This is a genomic window from Aureisphaera sp. (assembly GCF_059726885.1).
Genome location: NZ_AP041051.1, coordinates 2621179 through 2637299, shown reverse-complemented (window position 1 = coordinate 2637299; position 16121 = coordinate 2621179). Strand labels below are relative to the sequence as shown.

The window sequence follows — 16121 nt, the reverse complement described above, 5'->3', positions numbered from 1 at the left end:
AAATTATTGAATCGGATTATGCAATTATGCCCCCCAAACAAAGGAAACTTTCTTTTCTATATCTGGATGTAGGCTATGATGCACTGGGCAGGTATTGGCTGTATTTTCCAATATTTTCCTGTGCTTGTCGGAAACATTGTCTGGCAAATAAAGCGTCACTTCTATTTTGGAGATTCGTCTTGGATTCGCGGCCATGGTTTTGGTCACCTCAGCGGTGCTTCCGTCAAGTACAACTTCCATATCCCTAGCCTTTATACCCATTACAGTCAACATGCAATTGGCAAGTCCTGTTGCTACCGTATCTGTGGGAGAAAAGGCTTCGCCTTTTCCATTATTATCGGTTGGCGCATCTGTAATGTAGGTAGCACCAGATTTTAGGTGTTCGCATTCCGTACGAAGGTTGCCAAGGTAGGTGACTTTGGAGGTACTCATTATTTTACTTCTTCAAATTGAAGGTTCTCCGTATACTTTAAGATGTAGAATCCTTGATTCTTATATCCCGAAAACATTTTTTTAGAGTAACGGAATCTATTTTCCACATACTCGGTTACATAGTCATCGTTACTGGCATCGTACACATTTCCTTCTGATGCCAAGCGCAGTATGATATCATATGTAAGGTCGAATCCCCTAACCGCATAGCGATTGGGTAGCACACCATGCTTATTCTTATAACTGACTACAAAGGCATTCTTCTCTTTGTAATCATAACTTTTGCTCACCGATGGAAACGTAAACTCCAGTTTGGCCAAGTGCATATTGGAGATATCGTGATAGTCATAGCTGTCATTCTTATCGGTAGTGAAGAGACGGATTTTATGTGTTTCTTGTGGCATCCCATTCAATAATCCGACCACATTACTTAAAATTACTGGATCTTCCGATTCCAGTACAACCCAATTTTCACGGGTTCGATCAATCACCTTATCAATATCCACTACATATAAAAACCCTTCCTCCCGGGGCGACAGTGTGACGGCATTAGGAAATGCTGCCAGAAGCGCTTGCTTTTGCTTAGCCCTGCTCTTATCGCTTATAATAATAACGTTCCTATTCCCTAGATTATCCTGAAGGTATTGAATCATACTTTTCTCCAATAACTCATCATTGGGCAATGTCTGGAACAAATTGGAAGTAAGCTTAATATTTCTATTGCTTAACGGTGAAAAAACCGGGATGTTCTCGCTTTTCAAAAGTGAAGCAGCTTTCTCCACATTCTTACTTAAAAAAGGTCCAATCACGGCATCTATGTCTTCCCAATTCCTATCTTCAATTTTCGAAGCCACCATCTGGGCACTCCCTTCAGTATCGATTACATCTAAATAAGTAGAAATTCCTTTGTCTTTTGCAAATTCTGCTGCCATTAGCACCCCACTATAGAAGTCGAGCGATACGCGAAGCAATCGATTGGTTTTCATCACTTCTTCCTGAAGCTTGATAGAATCCGTATCCGTTTTCCGCAACTGAAATGGAAGCATTATGGTAATGCGCTTTTTGTCCGTATTGGTAATGTTGTTTTCAAGATTGACATTGTTTGCATCCTCTGCCAAGGATTCTGAAACCTCTTTAGGTATTTTAAGGATCATTCCCTCCTTTAGGCCATCCTTAGCATATGGGTTTAATGTAATTATTTCTTCTTGGGATAGTCCCAATTTTACTTTCAAACGAAAAAAGCCTTCTTTCGGCTGTACTTCATAAAAATCGAAGGTTTCTTCTTCGATCGTGGCGGTGTCCAAAACGGTAGCATTCGGCACCTTCAGCTCTGTGCCTATAGGTAGATTACCCGGCATATTGGGATTTAGGGTTTCCAATTCTTCTATGGTAATACCATATTTTCGAGCAATCCCGTATTTGGTTTCTTTTGGGGCCACCAAATGTGTTGCATAATTCGAATCCCCCGAATTGGAACTAGAGTTTTCGTTGGTTACAACGGTTGTGGTTTCTTCAGGAAAAATGGGAATTTGCAACCTTTCCCCTTTCTTCAGGGATGATGCATACAAGTGCTTATTATATTTTTTTATGTCATCTACCGTAACATCGTACTTCATAGCTATGCTGAACAGTGTCTCCTTTCTCCGAACCTTGTGTTTTTTGAATGAAGTAGGTTCTGGAGAACCCAAAACAACATCTGAAGAAGGTATAATTAGAATAGTATGCGTCCCGATTCCGTTTTTCGCATCTGGGTTTAACTGGTAAATAGCACTTTCAGAAACATTGTATTTCTTAGCAATACTATATACCGTCTCCCCTTGTTCTACCCTATGGCTGCGGTACTTTTCCTGAGTAGGAATTTCTGCATACCCTACACAGGATGCCAAGAGGAATGAAATGATTATAACAACATATTTCACTTTCAAATAGTTAGGTTCATATTGTACGATCGTACCCTGCCTAGATAACGATCCTTTATTTTTGGGTTTATTCCCACTCAATGGTGGCCGGTGGTTTAGAACTAATGTCATACACCACTCTATTAACGCCTTTAACCCTATTTATTATATGATTGGACGTTTCTTGTAAAAACTCATACGGTAGATTTACCCAATCTGCCGTCATACCATCTGTACTTTCTACCGCCCTTAATGCCACAACACGCTCATACGTACGTTCATCGCCCATAACTCCTACACTTTGAATTGGTAAAAGGATTGCTCCTGCCTGCCAAACTTTATTGTATAAGTCCCATTTCTTGAGTCCATCAATAAATATGGCATCTACCTCTTGTAATATACGAACTTTTTCTTCGGTGATATCCCCTAGGATACGTATCGCCAGCCCTGGCCCAGGGAAAGGATGCCTCCCTAAAAGTTCTTTGTCTATTCCTAATTGGGCGCCAACTCTTCTTACTTCGTCCTTGAACAACATGCGCAAGGGCTCTACAACCTTCAGCTTCATAAAATCGGGTAGCCCTCCTACATTATGATGTGATTTTATGGTAACTGAGGGTCCATTGACCGAAACGCTCTCTATTACATCGGGATAAATAGTTCCCTGTCCCAACCACTCAACACCTTCCAATAAATGGGCTTCATCATCAAACACCTCAATGAACACGCGACCAATGGCTTTTCTTTTGGTTTCGGGATCACTTTCACCTTCCAATGCTTTCAAGAAACGTGCCGAAGCATCGACTCCCTTTACATTTAGCCCCATCCCTTTGTATTGTTCCAATACACTGTTGAATTCGTTTTTCCGTAACAATCCATTATTTACAAAAATGCAGTACAGGTTCTCACCAATTGCTTTGTTGAGAAGGACAGCTGCTACGGTAGAATCTACCCCGCCACTCAACCCTAGCACTACTTTACCGTCTCCAATTTTTTCCTTGAGTTCCTGCACAGTGCTGTCTGCAAATGCAGCAGGCGTCCATGAAGGTTCCACCCCTGCAATCTCCACTAAGAAGTTTTCGAGTAATTGTTTGCCATGAGTCGTATGGTATACTTCTGGATGGAACTGAATCGCATATGTTTCTTCACCTTCCACTCTGTAGGCCGCATTGGCCACATCGTTCGTACTGGCCAGTCGGATTGCACCCGTGGGTAACGCCGCAATGGTATCGCTATGGCTCATCCAAACTTGAGTATCTTCTGGGATTCCAGCAAACAGTCCTTCGCTAATCAATATAGTAGAAAGGTTTGCCCGTCCGTATTCCCTAATATCCGAAGGCTTTACTTCGCCACCATGAAAATGAGCAAGGTATTGCGCGCCGTAACAAACCCCAAGGAGGGGTTTGTGTCCTTTTATTCGTGAAAGGTCGGGATGCGGCGCATCCTCGGCGCGCACCGAGAAAGGACTACCCGACAGAATCACGGCTTTAAAACTGTCTAAATTTTCAGGAACTTTGTGATAAGGATGGATTTCACAGTAGATGTTTAACTCTCTTACACGCCTAGCAATTAATTGGGTGTACTGTGATCCAAAATCGAGAATAAGGACGTTGTTTTGCATTCGCAAAAATAATTCAAATTTTAAATTTGGAGCAGTAAAATTTCGAAATGTTTACAAATACAAAATCGTAAACTCATGGGACAAAGGATCCAACTCTTTCTTGAGCTCCTGAACAAGCTTTTCGCCATAGTCCAGATAGAATTCGGAGAAGTTCATAAATCGCTCTTGAAGACTTTGGTTAGGGAACAATTCGTCTTGAATTGCTGTTAGCCGTTCCAATCTATCCTTTAATTTCCTTTTTTGGGCCTTCAGCAAGCGTTTTTCTAAATGGTCCAAACCATTCAATTGCTTTTTCTCTTGAGCGCCCACCGCTCCTAAAAATGAAGCATCGGTCTCCTTGGCCAAGGTATAAAGGTCTTCAAATTGTTTCTTCAAATGATTGCGCTGTACACTGAAATCGATCTCTATATTAGATATTTGGTGCGTATAGCTCGTTTTAAGTTCATCTTGCTTTTGGAATAAGCGCGTAATATCCACTTCCAATTTTGAAAGCTTCCCCAAACGATTTTCAGGCACCAAGAGTACCGAATTACGAAGTAATAATATGGGAAAAGGAACTTTTACCGTCTCGAAATAGTCCTTTAACTGAAACCAATAAGCCAGTTCCCCGCCTCCTCCAATATAGCCGAGATTGGGTAGGATTGCTTCCTGATACAGTGGACGCAACAAGGCATTGGGTGAAAAGCGCTCTGGATGGTTTCTAAGCTCTTCAAGAATAGCCTCCCTATCGAATGATAGGTCCGAATCGTTCACATAAAACGTACCATCTTCGGCTATGATTCTTTCCCGAAGCCCTTCTTTTATGTAGAACAAATTAATTTCACGGGGATGTACCTGTTCCCCGTAACCATTTTTCAACAAGCGCTCGGTTGTTTCGGTCACTCTTTCAAAAGATAGGTTCTCGAGTAATTCCCTTTCGGCATATGGAACAAATGCTTTTTTCAATTCCGCATCATTACCATCTATAATTACTAGACCGTACTCCTTAAACAGTTCATTGGCTATATATCGGGTTGCATCCGCAAGGTTATCGTGCTTTACGTATCCTTCTTTAAATAATTTTAGTAATTGCTGCGCATTGGAGCTGCCTCCCAAAGTGGTTTTTAAAACTTCTAAAACCTCTTCAAGCCCTTCCGTAGAAAGTTCCCCGACAGCGCCTCCGCTCTCTCGTTCCCAAGCTACTTTCTTACCATTGAAATTGAAGTAATTGATCTCTTCAAAGTCATGGTCTTCGGTCGCCATCCAATACACAGGGACAAAATGGGATTCGGGATAAGTTCTATTCAGTGCCTCGGTAAGATTAATCGCCGAAATGATCTTGTATAAAAAATACAGGGGGCCTGTGAACAAATTCAACTGATGGCCCGTGGTAATGGTGAAAGTTGTATCCTTTAAGAGGGATTGGATATTTTCCTCAGTGCTTTCTGAAACAGAATCATTTCTATATTGATGTTCTAGCTGGCTCACCAATATTTTTCTGGACTGTTCCGAAAAGGAAACGCTTTTTTCGTCTAACTGCTTTTTGAAATTTTCTAAAGAAGGGAATCTGTGATAAAACGGAATAGTAGTATCCATTTTATCAAGGTAATCGCACATTAATTCAGAAAAATAACCTGTTTTTTGGTACGGTAGCAGTTGTTTTGGCATAGTGCTTTGTCGGAAATAATCTCAAAAATAACTCATAATTCAGAATTATGATTTCAGAATTTCGGAATTTGGCAAAACTTTAAAGTTTGCTTTTTTGTATTTTCTGTTACCTTTAGCCTCCTTATTAATATGATTATGAAAAGATCAATACTCGCTCTATTACTCCTTATAAGTACTTCAATTTTTGCACAACTCCGCACCCCTGCTGATTTTCTGGGATATGAAATTGGGACTCAATTTTCCAGACATGCGGATGTAATTCGGTATTTCGAACATGTGGCAACAAACAGCGATATGGTCGTATTCGACACCTATGGTAAAACCAATGAACGTAGACCATTAACCTATGCTATAGTATCTACCCCACAAAATATTGCGAATTTGGAAAGCATCCGAATCGATAACCTAAAAAACATCGGGTTGTCCGCAGGTAGTGCCAATCCGCAAAAAGCGATTGTTTGGTTAAGTTACAACGTGCACGGTAATGAAGCTTCCTCTACAGAAGCTGCCATGACAACATTATACAAACTTATTACGGAAAAGTCGGCGTGGTTGGAGAATACCATTGTAATAATCGATCCATGTGTAAATCCAGATGGAAGGGATCGCTATGCAAACTGGTACAACCAAGTAAAGGCAACACCCTATGATGCGACGCAGATAGCCACCGAACATAATGAACCTTGGCCAGGTGGTCGTCCCAATCATTACCTATTCGATTTAAATCGTGATTGGGCTTGGGCGACACAGGTAGAAAGTCAACAACGATTAAAAGTGTACAATAAGTGGATGCCTCATGTTCATGTCGATTTTCACGAACAAGGGATAAACGAACCCTATTATTTTGCGCCAGCCGCAGAACCGTACCACGAAATAATTACCCCTTGGCAGCGTGATTTTCAAACGGCTATAGGAAAAAACCATGCGCGCTATTTCGACCAGGAAGGTTGGCTGTTTTTCACTAGAGAACGTTTCGACTTGCTGTACCCAAGCTATGGGGACACCTACCCCACTTTTATGGGAGCCATTGGTATGACTTATGAACAGGCGGGACATGGACGTGCCGGATTAGGGATCCACACGGATGAGGGCTATGAGCTCACCCTTGTAGATCGGGTTGCTCATCATACCACTACTGGTTTATCCACAGTAGAAATATCTTCGCAAAATGCAGACAAATTGAATGCGGAATTCAAGAAGTTCTTTGAAAACGACAATCTAAAGTTCAAAAACTATGTACTTAAAGGACATCCAGATAAGATAAACTCTTTGACACGGCTGTTGGATAAACACGATATAGCGTATGGCTTTTCAAATGGTGGAAAGGTCACTGGATTCAATTTCAATTCAAATTCCAACAGTACTATTGACAGCAATGGTGCTCTGGTGGTAAGCACCCAGCAGCCCAAGGGAAAAATGGTCAAGGTTCTTTTTGAAAAAGATGCCAAACTTAGCGATCCCCTTACTTATGATATTACGGCGTGGAGCGTACCCTATGCGTATGGTTTAGAATGTATAGCAACGACGGGGAATGTTCCTTACGCCAAAATAAACAATATGGTAGCGACTAACAGTCCCAAATCTGGAGTTGCTGGTTATATTGCTACCTGGAATAGTATGGCAGACGCCACTTTTCTTTCGAGTCTTCTAAAAAAGGGAATAAAAGTGCGTTTTTCCGAAAAAGACCTTAGCTTTAATGGGAACACTTTTGCCAAGGGAAGTTTAATAATATCCAAAAGCGACAATCGAAAAAACCCTAATTGGGAAAAAGAGTTAAATGATCTTGCCAATAAGTATGGGCGTTCGCTGTATGCTTCCAATACGAGTTTTAGTGATAACGGTACCGATTTTGGATCGCCAGATATTAAACTTGTCCCAAAAAACCGTGTAGCCGTTTTGAAAGGGCGGGGAACATCATCCTTGAATTACGGAGCTATTTGGCATTATTTTGAAACTCAATTACAATATCCGGTAACTTCAATAGACACAGATGATTTTAGTGCCAGTGCCCTTCAGAATTTTGATGTTTTGGTGATGCCTATCGGCTGGTATGGTAGGGTTTTGAATGATAACTCCATGGATGACTTGAAATCTTGGATTAGAAGTGGAGGGAAGGTAATCGCTATTGGACGTGCCCTGAGCACCTTTAATGACAAAGAAGGCTTCGACCTTAAACGAAACGAATCTGAAGATGAGGACGAAGAAAGCATTGGAAATCTAATTCCATATGACCAAAGGGAGCGGGAGAGTGTAAAAAACTTTATCACAGGAAGTATTTATAAAGTAAAAGTGGATAACTCACATCCATTGGCTTTTGGATACGGTAGTGAATACTACAGCCTAAAACTAGGTAGTACTTCATACCAATTCTTAGAAAATGGGTACAACGTTGGCTATATAGATAATGATGCAGTTAGCGTATCCGGTTTTTCTGGGGATGAGGCTAAAGCCAATTTGAAAAACTCCTTGGTTTTTGGAGAAGCTAGACTGGGAAGGGGAAGCGTGGTATATATGGTGGACGATGTCCTATTCCGAAGTTTCTGGGAAAACGGAAAATTGTTCTTCGCCAATAGTATTTTCTTCGTAAACAGCAATGTGGTGCGTTTATAAAGAGATTTATTCTAATTCTTAAGTGCTTCCAATCTGGAATAATAGTAAGTAATGGAAACCAATTGCCTTGAGATTGATTCGTCGATGGCGGATTGATATTCGTCTACTTTAGACTTACTTTCTACTGCAATGGCTTTTTTATTGTCTTGGGTCATAGTTAGGCATTCAATAAGCTGAATTTATATCGGGGAGATATAGTACAAACATATATGAAATATGCGTATACAAAAATACGTACATATACGTAATTTCCTACAAAAACATTACTTTATTATGGTTAAACCGTAAAACGGTATAGGAAAAACACCCTTTTTACTAATCATCCCAATTAAATGGTTTATTTCCTAAGGACAGTTGCCAACTTCGCATTGATTGGAATATTATCTGAATTAAGCCCTGGGGTTTGTCCGTGAAGGTGGAAATCCAAAGTCACATGGGGTTGAAAAATAAGGCAGTGGGTCGATCCTCCAAAATGGAACATACCAATTTCTTCCCCTTTCCTTACATGCTGCCCTTCGTATACTGTAATGTCGCAGGTAGAGACTTCTGCCATCCCCACGGGCATAAAGCACATAAGTCCAATATCGGGATTGTCTGCTTCAATAAAAATGAGCGCACGTGTAGCTACTTCTGTAATGTACCCTTGAGACTCATTAGGCCCAGAAGGATCGAATCCTTCGGCTAGGGTTTCGGAATAATAGGTGCCATCTAACACATATGCTTTCTTAATGGTACCGCTTACAGGACTGTGCCATCTATGATAGCTCAGCGCACTCAGGAACGCTTGGTACACGGTTCCTCCATCGAACAGGTGCGTAAGGGGATCGTCATTCAACATATGAGATAGTGAATAAGGCTGTCCCTTTATCCAAAAGTCATTCATTAATCGAACATCCCGACTCAATCGATATGGGGCAGATTCGCATGCATTTACTATCACCGCATCATTTTCAGGATCTGCTATGGGTCTTACGCCATCCCTAAACTCGCGCGTAAAAAAGTCATCCCAGGAAGTGAATCCGTGATGTGGTGCCGAAGGATCACACTTAAACTCTTCATCGAAGTGCGGCATTGCCTTTTTGGCGTCCGCCCCAAACCATCCATTTCTCGGGTGATCATTCAACACATAAACGGAGTCCTTCGATTTCAGATAGGTGCCCCATGCGTTCAGTACTTTTTTCAACTGCATGTTAAGGCGAACATTTAAAAAAGCTGCAAACCCAGCCGGGGTTGCCATGGACCAGTCGAAAATCGCATTAATCGGAAACCCAACCAATCCAGTTCGGTTAAACTCGGGTGCCTTGGTAAGAATCCCATTTATTAACTGAAGGGCATGAAGGTAACTCCTTACCTGTGGATTTCCTGCGGGGTTGGTCTTATATTTCTCCGGCACTTGATCAAACATAGCCTTAAAGTTCATATAAATGATGGGATCGCTCTCAATAAGATCCTTCAAATCCTGAACCACAGGATGAAAAGGTTTGGGGGTATTATCGACCTCTACAATAAGATCTTTGAGCCAATTATTTAAATGCCGCTGATCACTGGGTAACCACCTACCTACACGATAGGGTGTACTTTCCTTTCCCTCCATAGCCTTCTCATTTTTAATGGTTAGAACATCAAAACTATAAGTAAACTAATGGAAAAACAGTACGTATTAATACGTAAAATAGGAGGATCAAAAATTCTGACCCTCAACTCTTTACTCCTCAATGTCCTTTAAAACCGTTTCTGCAGATCTTGCGATTTTTTTGTACCATCCGTATCCCCAACGCGACACAAAGTAAATGAACACAGCCGCGACCAATGTAGTAATCCAAACCGAAGGTTCCGGTATATTTTCGAATACATTATTATCATTGAACATTTTATCGGCTACCGGAATTGCCATTAGCATAAGCACAATACTTGCCCCAATTCCTAATCTTTGATAATAAAGCATACGCGCCTTTGCCTTTTCAAACTTCACGATGGTCTGTTTATAGTTCTCTTCAGAAATATTAATATTCCTAACTTTTTTTAATGCTCCCAATGAAACAATAGGTGCGAGATAGTAAAATGCAACAATCAATATTCCGAACAACATGAGATACCATGTATCCAACCTATAAAGATTGAGCAAGGTAAGTGTCCCAAATAGATAGCAGACAACTGCACCAACGAGCTCATATGACCTCAACTTATTGAATTTATTCCTGTATTTTAATTCTGTCATTTCCATAATGTTTTGTTTGTTTAATAATTCAAGTTTTTCAACCCGATCACTCATGGTTTCCCAGAGCGTCTTCATTTCTTCCAGTTCCATGGTGTTTACTTTTTAATGTTCGTTTTTAATTTTTGTTTGATCCTTCCCAAACGCGTACCTACATTGGTCACCGAAAATCCAGTTATGAATGCCATTTCCTCGTAGTTCTTCCCCTCTAAATACAGTAAAATGAGCCCTTTTTCTACTACATTAAGTCGGTAAATATGATCATAAAGCACTTGCATTCTATCCCTAAACTCGGAATCTTCTGGATCCTCTATATTTCCTAGCTCAAAATCATCCAACAAGGTATACTTGGTCCTTTTTGCCCTGTTTAAATGGGCTATAGATGTATTTAACGCTACACGATATAACCACGAACTTATTTTCGACTTTCCTTGAAATGAGGGATACGACTTCCACAACTGATACACAATTTCTTGGTACAGATCCTTTCTTTCTTCTTCATTCCTTGCATAAATGTGGGTAATCTTATAAATGATCCCCTCATTGGCCTTTATGGTCCGGATAAAGTCTTCTTTGTTTTGCTGCATGCAGTAATCGATTTCAACATATTAGTATAGAAGGTACCCAAAAAATCACACCTTACTTCTATTTTTTTTGAATGCAATCCCTAACCCATTCTGTGTACGGCCATTACATCGCACTTATCGGCACATCAAAATTATCTTAGTACCAAATTATATGTACCTTTAGTTACGCAACTAACCCTGTAATTTTTTTATGAAGCAGATCCTCCTGATCGTATCCTTCGTCTTTGTGACCTGCCATTCGTGGGCACAAGACTGTGCTATTGAGGATGGACTGGAAGAAATTGCAACTTTGGAGGCTCAAGGGGATTTTAATGCAGCCTTAGGCAAAGCAGCATTACTATTGGCCTGTAATGGAATCGATGATCAGGAAAAAATAGACCTTCACATATGGCAATTCAAATTATACAGAAATAATTATCGGGAAAAATCTGCCAACGAGGCCATTTTAAAAGCCAAAGTGCTTTGGGAGGAAACTGGCAAACCTTTTAGTTTCAATTTTAAGTTGCTCCTTATCGAAAGTTCTGCCCTTAGAAAGGATACCACTGTATACAATCCCATGCGAAGGGTATTTCGAAACGAATTATTCGCTAAGAATGAAAGCGACCATCATGAATATTTAGGACGGTACTATTTCCTTATCAATTATGAGGGCAATGATGCCTTGCCTAATTTCCTGAAGGCATTGGATCATTTTGAAAAAATGGAAAACCCTCCCTTATTCCATTTGGGGCACACGTTAAGAGCCTTAGGAAACTTAAATAGAAATCGGGGCGATTTTGAAAAATCCCTAGATTACTACGGCCAGGAACGGGATCTGTACGCAGGTCATTATCCTGAAGACCACTTCAATATAGCCGTCTGTAATTTTAATTTAGGGAACGTTTATTACGAGACATTGGAATATAAAAAGGCCCTTGACCATTACCTGCTTGTGGTTCCAATTTGGGAAAAACGCTATGAACCCGATCATTACCGCATGAAAACGCTTAACGAGGCTATTGGTGATATGTATTGGGAATTAGGGGATCAGAAAAATGCACTTGGCTATTTCGAAAAAGCTACGGAAAACGAGCAATTAGTCAACAATGATTCCAGTGAGCTCACCATATCCAATGCAGATAGCCTTTTACAAAAAGGTAATTATGCCGATGCTATCTCCTATTATCAGGAAGCTGTGCAATGGCGTGAAAAAACCTATGGTAAACAGCATGCCATGACAGGCGCCTGTAAGAACTTTGTGGCCCGTGCCATACGATCTTCGGGTGACCTTGAAGGTTCATTAGAGATGTACCAGGAAGCCCTTACCATTTTCGTGCCCGAACTTCAAACCATGGATTGGAGGAACAACCCCTTGCCCAATATGAAGATCGGTTCCCTGATCTATTCATTGGAGGCCTTGATCGCCAAAGGCGAACTGCTTCAGGAACTCTACACAAAAAATAAGGAAATTGAATATTTGGAAGGCGCCCTTCAGACACAGGAGGTAGCTATTGGAATATTGGAACGAATTAAAAACACACATATCTCGGAATCTTCCAAATTGTTTTGGGGCACTAAGACCCGATCATTAATGGAAAGTAGTATTGAAACTGCTATGTCCCTGGCCGATTTGAAACAAGACAACTCCTACCTAGAAGTTGCTTTCAATTTTTCTGAAAGAAGTAAGGCATTGTTGCTTTTGTCTTCCCTTTTCGAACAGGAATCCATTTCATTTTCCAAGGTACCTAATGAAATAACCGAAAAGGAAAAATATTTCAAAGATCGAATCAATGATTATCGAGGCAAGATTAACAATGAAGAAAAGCGTTGTGGGGAAGTACGTGCCTCTTTGTTGACCCTTTTCAAAAATGAATTACGGGACACACAAAATGATTACGACTTGTTTTTGAATACCCTTAAAAAAGACTATCCTGAATATTACGAACTAAAATACGATCCAGCAATAGTGACCGTTGCCCAAATTCAAGAAGAACTCTTGGATGAGCAGACTCAATTAATCTCGTATTTTTCCGGTAACAATTCGATGATCGTATTCTCGATCCAGAAAAATTCCGTAGCAATAAGGAAAATTCCAAATTCCAATAAGGTACTGGGTCAGGTTCAAGAATTATTCGAAAATATCAGCACCCAAGAAAAGGTTACTCAAAACCCCCAAGACACCTATGAAGCATTTAGCAATTTGTCCCATGGTCTTTATAATGAGTTAGTCGGTCCAGAATTAACCTTGGGAACCTCCTCACGATTGATAATTGTACCAGATGGATACTTGGCTTACCTTCCTTTCGAAATGCTTCTATCTCAACCCGCACCTTCAACAAGGGATTATCAATCCTTATCCTATCTTATTAATGATCATGCGGTGTCCTATAGTCAATCGGCATCTGTCCGCTTCCTTGCCCAGAACCTTAGCGGAACCCATAGTGAGTATATTGGTTTTGCTCCCTCCTACGGCAACGCAGCATACGATAGCACGCGGCAAGGGCTTTCCCAATTAAAGCACAATTCTACCGAAGTCAATTATGCCAAGAATCTTTTTGGTGGCAATAGTTGGGTTGGAAGTGATGTTTACGAAGAGTTATTGAAGGAGGAGTCCCGTAAAGCCGGTATTCTTCATTTGGCTATGCATGGAGAGGTAGAAGATGAGCATCCTTTACTTTCCAAACTATACTTCAACCCATCGGATAAAGAAGATGGATTGCTTCATACCTACGAGATTTATAGCCTACAAATCCCATCGCAGTTGGTTATTCTCAGTGCCTGCAATACAGCAACTGGTAAACTTGAAAGTGGAGAAGGCATTCTAAGTCTAGAGCGAGCATTTCAATACGCTGGCAGTAAGTCATTATTGTCTACCCTTTGGACTGTCGATGACGCTGCTTCCGCTGAAATCACCCAATACTTTCTTGACAATTTAGAAGCTGGAAAAACCAAAGATGTTGCCCTACAGCAAGCAAAACTCACATTTATAAAAAATGCTTCCCCAGAGAAACTCTCCCCTTTTTATTGGAGCAGTTTTAAACTAACAGGAAATACCATGGTTTTTTCTGAAGAAAGGAGTTTTACTATGGCATGGGTTATTGGTGCCATTCTATTTGCGCTCTTCTTTCTTATTTTTACAACCGAAAGCAACGTGTTGGTTAGTCTTCTATGGTAAGCCCTATGATTTTTCGTGCCTCCTTATGTCTATACCCCTTGGTCTCGGAAATATCATGAAAAATTGCAAGTGCCTTATCCTTCTCACCTTGCTTTAGCAAGGCTAACCCGCGATACCATTTTGCTTGTTGACGGTAATCATTATCCCTCTTTTCAACATCTAAAAAATGATTCACTGCGGCTTTATAATCTGGTTCAGACTTACTCATAGCACAAACACCCGAATAGAAATCGATAAGGTATTCAGGAATTTCAGATTCCGATTTCGAAAAGTTCCTTAGGGCTTCTTCAAATCTGCCTTCACTATAATAGCGCACACCCGTGTTCCAGTGCAGCGGTGTGTCGGCTCCCGAATCCCTTAAGGCTGACGGGGCTTCATACACTTCATAATACTTAGTATACACGTCGTTACTGGTAACTCCTTCCCCTAATAAAAACCAATAAGCTCCTACGAAAACTACAATCATAGCAGCTATGGGGATCACCCGTTTTATCCAAAGCGGTACTACCTTTACCTCTTGTGATTTCTCTAAGGTTGTCGAATCCACATCCGATTCGAAACTTTCCAAAGTTTCCTTGAGCTCCAAACGTCCAGCAGCCAGTATAGCATTCCTCGCTGCCTGAGCCTCTTCCAAAGCCTCCTTTAAGCCATCATCTTCCGACAATTGCGCCATGAACGCTTTTGCTTCTTCAGGATTTAGCTCCCCATCTAAATACCTCTCAATATAATCCTGATCTTTATCCATATCCTTTTAATATAGGAATGAGTGAAGGTTTCATTCGTATTATTTCTTTCAGGCGTTGCAAACATTTATATTTTTTATTCCGCACTACCTGTTCACTACTAAAATCACCACCTGCAGCTATTTCCTTCATGGATGCATTGTGGTATAAGTTCTCGATAAGAAGCTGTTTACAAACAGCTCCCAATTCGTCCAAGATCTGCAATACATTTTGTTTCTTCTCCCCTTCCATTAAACTCATAAGCGGACTGTCCTGTATATTCCTATCGACCGCTTTTTCATGATGACCTTCCCGGATCTGGTCTTTTTTTATCTGGTTAAGCCATTTAAATTTTGCGATTGAATAGAGGTAAGTACCTATGGCACTTTCTCCCTTAAACTTTCCATCACGAACATTTTCATAAAAGGAAATTACCGCTTCCTGATATATGTCCTTTGCCTCCTCTTCACTACCGTTATTACGCAATACGAAAGAGGAAACTTTCTCCCTATTGTTTACATAAAGAACCTTCAAAGCCGAATTTCGCTCTGCTTTGGAACCCTTCAATTTTCGAAGAATCTCGCTATCTGTAGTGGTTCTTTTAATTATTAGTGTGATTAGAATGTGTAAGTGTAATAAAAATAATGAAAAAAAAATCAGAAAAGCGATTACAAACCCACATTGGGAAATGACATAGAAGTGTAAATCCCCAAAAAAATTGAATAAGAATCACTTTAAAATTGAAATTATGAAACACAAAACAATGGTGTATTGGTTCACCGGCTTCCTACTTCTTTCCACCCAATTGGTATGCGCACAAAGAAATACTGTGGCCACAGGTGGAGAAGCAATTGGAAGCGGGGGAACCATAAGTTATTCTGTAGGTCAAATTGACTACAGCCAAACGGAAGGTTCTGGAGGTACGATAAGTCAAGGGCTTCAACAACCATTCGAAATCTTCGTATTGGGAACAGATGAACACCCAAACATCCAAATTGAGATGGCGGTATACCCAAACCCCACGCGCTCCAATCTGACCCTTAGATTGAATTCGATTCCCTTGGATGGAATCCGAATTACATTATTCGATCTATTGGGGCGGTCTCTTTATGAACATACAGTAATCTCTGAAGAAACAATTATACCAATGGAGACATTGACCTCATCGACCTACCTGCTAATGGTGCGCGATGATAAATCACTCTTGAAAACTTTTAAAATCATAAAAAATTAAATAC

At 40.6% G+C, this 16121-nt stretch carries 13 protein-coding genes; 3 read left to right on the top strand and 10 right to left on the bottom strand.

Features of this window, described 5'->3' with window-relative positions; genetic code table 11:
- Positions 1 to 24: 24 nt before the first annotated feature.
- The 4 genes from AC6JAD_RS11475 to bshC are packed head-to-tail and all read right to left on the bottom strand — an operon-like array spanning position 25 to position 5595.
- A complete protein-coding gene (locus AC6JAD_RS11475; RefSeq protein ID WP_461303338.1) occupies positions 25 to 432 on the bottom strand; it encodes an OsmC family protein in 408 nt (135 codons plus the stop codon).
- Positions 432 to 2462, bottom strand: a complete 2031-nt coding sequence (locus tag AC6JAD_RS11470; RefSeq protein ID WP_497865487.1) for a PBP1 and LysM peptidoglycan-binding domain-containing protein — start codon at positions 2460 to 2462, stop codon at positions 432 to 434. Before AC6JAD_RS11470 ends, AC6JAD_RS11475 begins: the two co-directional genes overlap by 1 nt.
- The gene (gene guaA / locus AC6JAD_RS11465; protein ID WP_461303336.1) at positions 2419 to 3948 is read right to left on the bottom strand and encodes a glutamine-hydrolyzing GMP synthase; all 1530 of its coding nucleotides are present in this window, start codon (positions 3946 to 3948) and stop codon (positions 2419 to 2421) included. Before guaA ends, AC6JAD_RS11470 begins: the two co-directional genes overlap by 44 nt.
- Positions 3949 to 3999: 51 nt before the next feature.
- Positions 4000 to 5595 carry a bacillithiol biosynthesis cysteine-adding enzyme BshC gene (gene bshC / locus AC6JAD_RS11460; RefSeq protein ID WP_461303335.1) on the bottom strand — a complete coding sequence of 532 codons (1596 nt, stop codon included), beginning with the start codon at positions 5593 to 5595 and terminating at the stop codon, positions 4000 to 4002.
- 135 nt (positions 5596 to 5730) lie between these two features.
- Between bshC and AC6JAD_RS11455 the strand changes: the two genes are divergently transcribed.
- The gene (locus tag AC6JAD_RS11455; RefSeq protein ID WP_461303334.1) at positions 5731 to 8205 is read left to right on the top strand and encodes a M14 family metallopeptidase; all 2475 of its coding nucleotides are present in this window, start codon (positions 5731 to 5733) and stop codon (positions 8203 to 8205) included.
- 11 nt (positions 8206 to 8216) lie between these two features.
- Here AC6JAD_RS11455 and AC6JAD_RS11450 read toward each other — a convergent pair whose 3' ends face one another.
- The 4 genes from AC6JAD_RS11450 to AC6JAD_RS11435 all read right to left on the bottom strand — a co-directional run bounded on the left by AC6JAD_RS11450 (position 8217) and on the right by AC6JAD_RS11435 (position 11007).
- A complete protein-coding gene (locus AC6JAD_RS11450; RefSeq protein ID WP_461303333.1) occupies positions 8217 to 8360 on the bottom strand; it encodes a hypothetical protein in 144 nt (47 codons plus the stop codon).
- Positions 8361 to 8542: 182 nt separating this feature from the next.
- Entirely contained in the window at positions 8543 to 9799 is a 1257-nt protein-coding gene (locus AC6JAD_RS11445; RefSeq protein WP_461303332.1) for a phosphatidylserine decarboxylase family protein, read from the bottom strand.
- 111 nt (positions 9800 to 9910) lie between these two features.
- Positions 9911 to 10513 (bottom strand): hypothetical protein, encoded by a 603-nt coding sequence (locus AC6JAD_RS11440; RefSeq protein ID WP_461303331.1) that lies wholly within the window; start codon positions 10511 to 10513, stop codon positions 9911 to 9913.
- Positions 10514 to 10518: 5 nt separating this feature from the next.
- Positions 10519 to 11007 (bottom strand): RNA polymerase sigma factor, encoded by a 489-nt coding sequence (locus AC6JAD_RS11435; protein ID WP_461303330.1) that lies wholly within the window; start codon positions 11005 to 11007, stop codon positions 10519 to 10521.
- A 190-nt stretch (positions 11008 to 11197) separates the two neighbouring features.
- Here AC6JAD_RS11435 and AC6JAD_RS11430 point away from each other — a divergent pair, with 190 nt between their 5' ends.
- Positions 11198 to 14161, top strand: a complete 2964-nt coding sequence (locus tag AC6JAD_RS11430) for a CHAT domain-containing protein (protein WP_461303329.1) — start codon at positions 11198 to 11200, stop codon at positions 14159 to 14161.
- Here AC6JAD_RS11430 and AC6JAD_RS11425 read toward each other — a convergent pair.
- Together AC6JAD_RS11425 and AC6JAD_RS11420 are read right to left on the bottom strand one after the other, a co-directional pair.
- The gene (locus AC6JAD_RS11425; protein ID WP_461303328.1) at positions 14145 to 14906 is read right to left on the bottom strand and encodes a tetratricopeptide repeat protein; all 762 of its coding nucleotides are present in this window, start codon (positions 14904 to 14906) and stop codon (positions 14145 to 14147) included. The two genes, AC6JAD_RS11430 and AC6JAD_RS11425, sit on opposite strands and share 17 nt — an antisense overlap.
- Positions 14899 to 15450: an RNA polymerase sigma factor gene (locus tag AC6JAD_RS11420; RefSeq protein ID WP_461303327.1), complete on the bottom strand. Its 552-nt coding sequence runs from the start codon at positions 15448 to 15450 to the stop codon at positions 14899 to 14901. The genes AC6JAD_RS11425 and AC6JAD_RS11420 overlap by 8 nt, the downstream gene beginning before the upstream one ends.
- Before the next feature lie 181 nt (positions 15451 to 15631).
- On the opposite strand from AC6JAD_RS11420, the gene AC6JAD_RS11415 reads away from it, so the two are divergent.
- A complete protein-coding gene (locus AC6JAD_RS11415) occupies positions 15632 to 16117 on the top strand; it encodes a T9SS type A sorting domain-containing protein (protein ID WP_461303326.1) in 486 nt (161 codons plus the stop codon).
- Positions 16118 to 16121: the final 4 nt, after the last annotated feature.

Coding starts and splice junctions, on each gene's coding strand:
- bshC (WP_461303335.1), bottom strand. CDS start 5,595: ATGCCAAAACAACTGCTACCGTACCAAAAAACAGGTTATTTTTCTGAA.
- guaA (WP_461303336.1), bottom strand. CDS start 3,948: ATGCAAAACAACGTCCTTATTCTCGATTTTGGATCACAGTACACCCAA.
- AC6JAD_RS11450 (WP_461303333.1), bottom strand. CDS start 8,360: ATGACCCAAGACAATAAAAAAGCCATTGCAGTAGAAAGTAAGTCTAAA.
- AC6JAD_RS11440 (WP_461303331.1), bottom strand. CDS start 10,513: ATGGAACTGGAAGAAATGAAGACGCTCTGGGAAACCATGAGTGATCGG.
- AC6JAD_RS11415 (WP_461303326.1), top strand. CDS start 15,632: ATGAAACACAAAACAATGGTGTATTGGTTCACCGGCTTCCTACTTCTT.
- AC6JAD_RS11455 (WP_461303334.1), top strand. CDS start 5,731: ATGAAAAGATCAATACTCGCTCTATTACTCCTTATAAGTACTTCAATT.
- AC6JAD_RS11430 (WP_461303329.1), top strand. CDS start 11,198: ATGAAGCAGATCCTCCTGATCGTATCCTTCGTCTTTGTGACCTGCCAT.
- AC6JAD_RS11470 (WP_497865487.1), bottom strand. CDS start 2,462: ATGACATTAGTTCTAAACCACCGGCCACCATTGAGTGGGAATAAACCC.
- AC6JAD_RS11435 (WP_461303330.1), bottom strand. CDS start 11,007: ATGCAGCAAAACAAAGAAGACTTTATCCGGACCATAAAGGCCAATGAG.
- AC6JAD_RS11425 (WP_461303328.1), bottom strand. CDS start 14,906: ATGGATAAAGATCAGGATTATATTGAGAGGTATTTAGATGGGGAGCTA.
- AC6JAD_RS11445 (WP_461303332.1), bottom strand. CDS start 9,799: ATGGAGGGAAAGGAAAGTACACCCTATCGTGTAGGTAGGTGGTTACCC.
- AC6JAD_RS11475 (WP_461303338.1), bottom strand. CDS start 432: ATGAGTACCTCCAAAGTCACCTACCTTGGCAACCTTCGTACGGAATGC.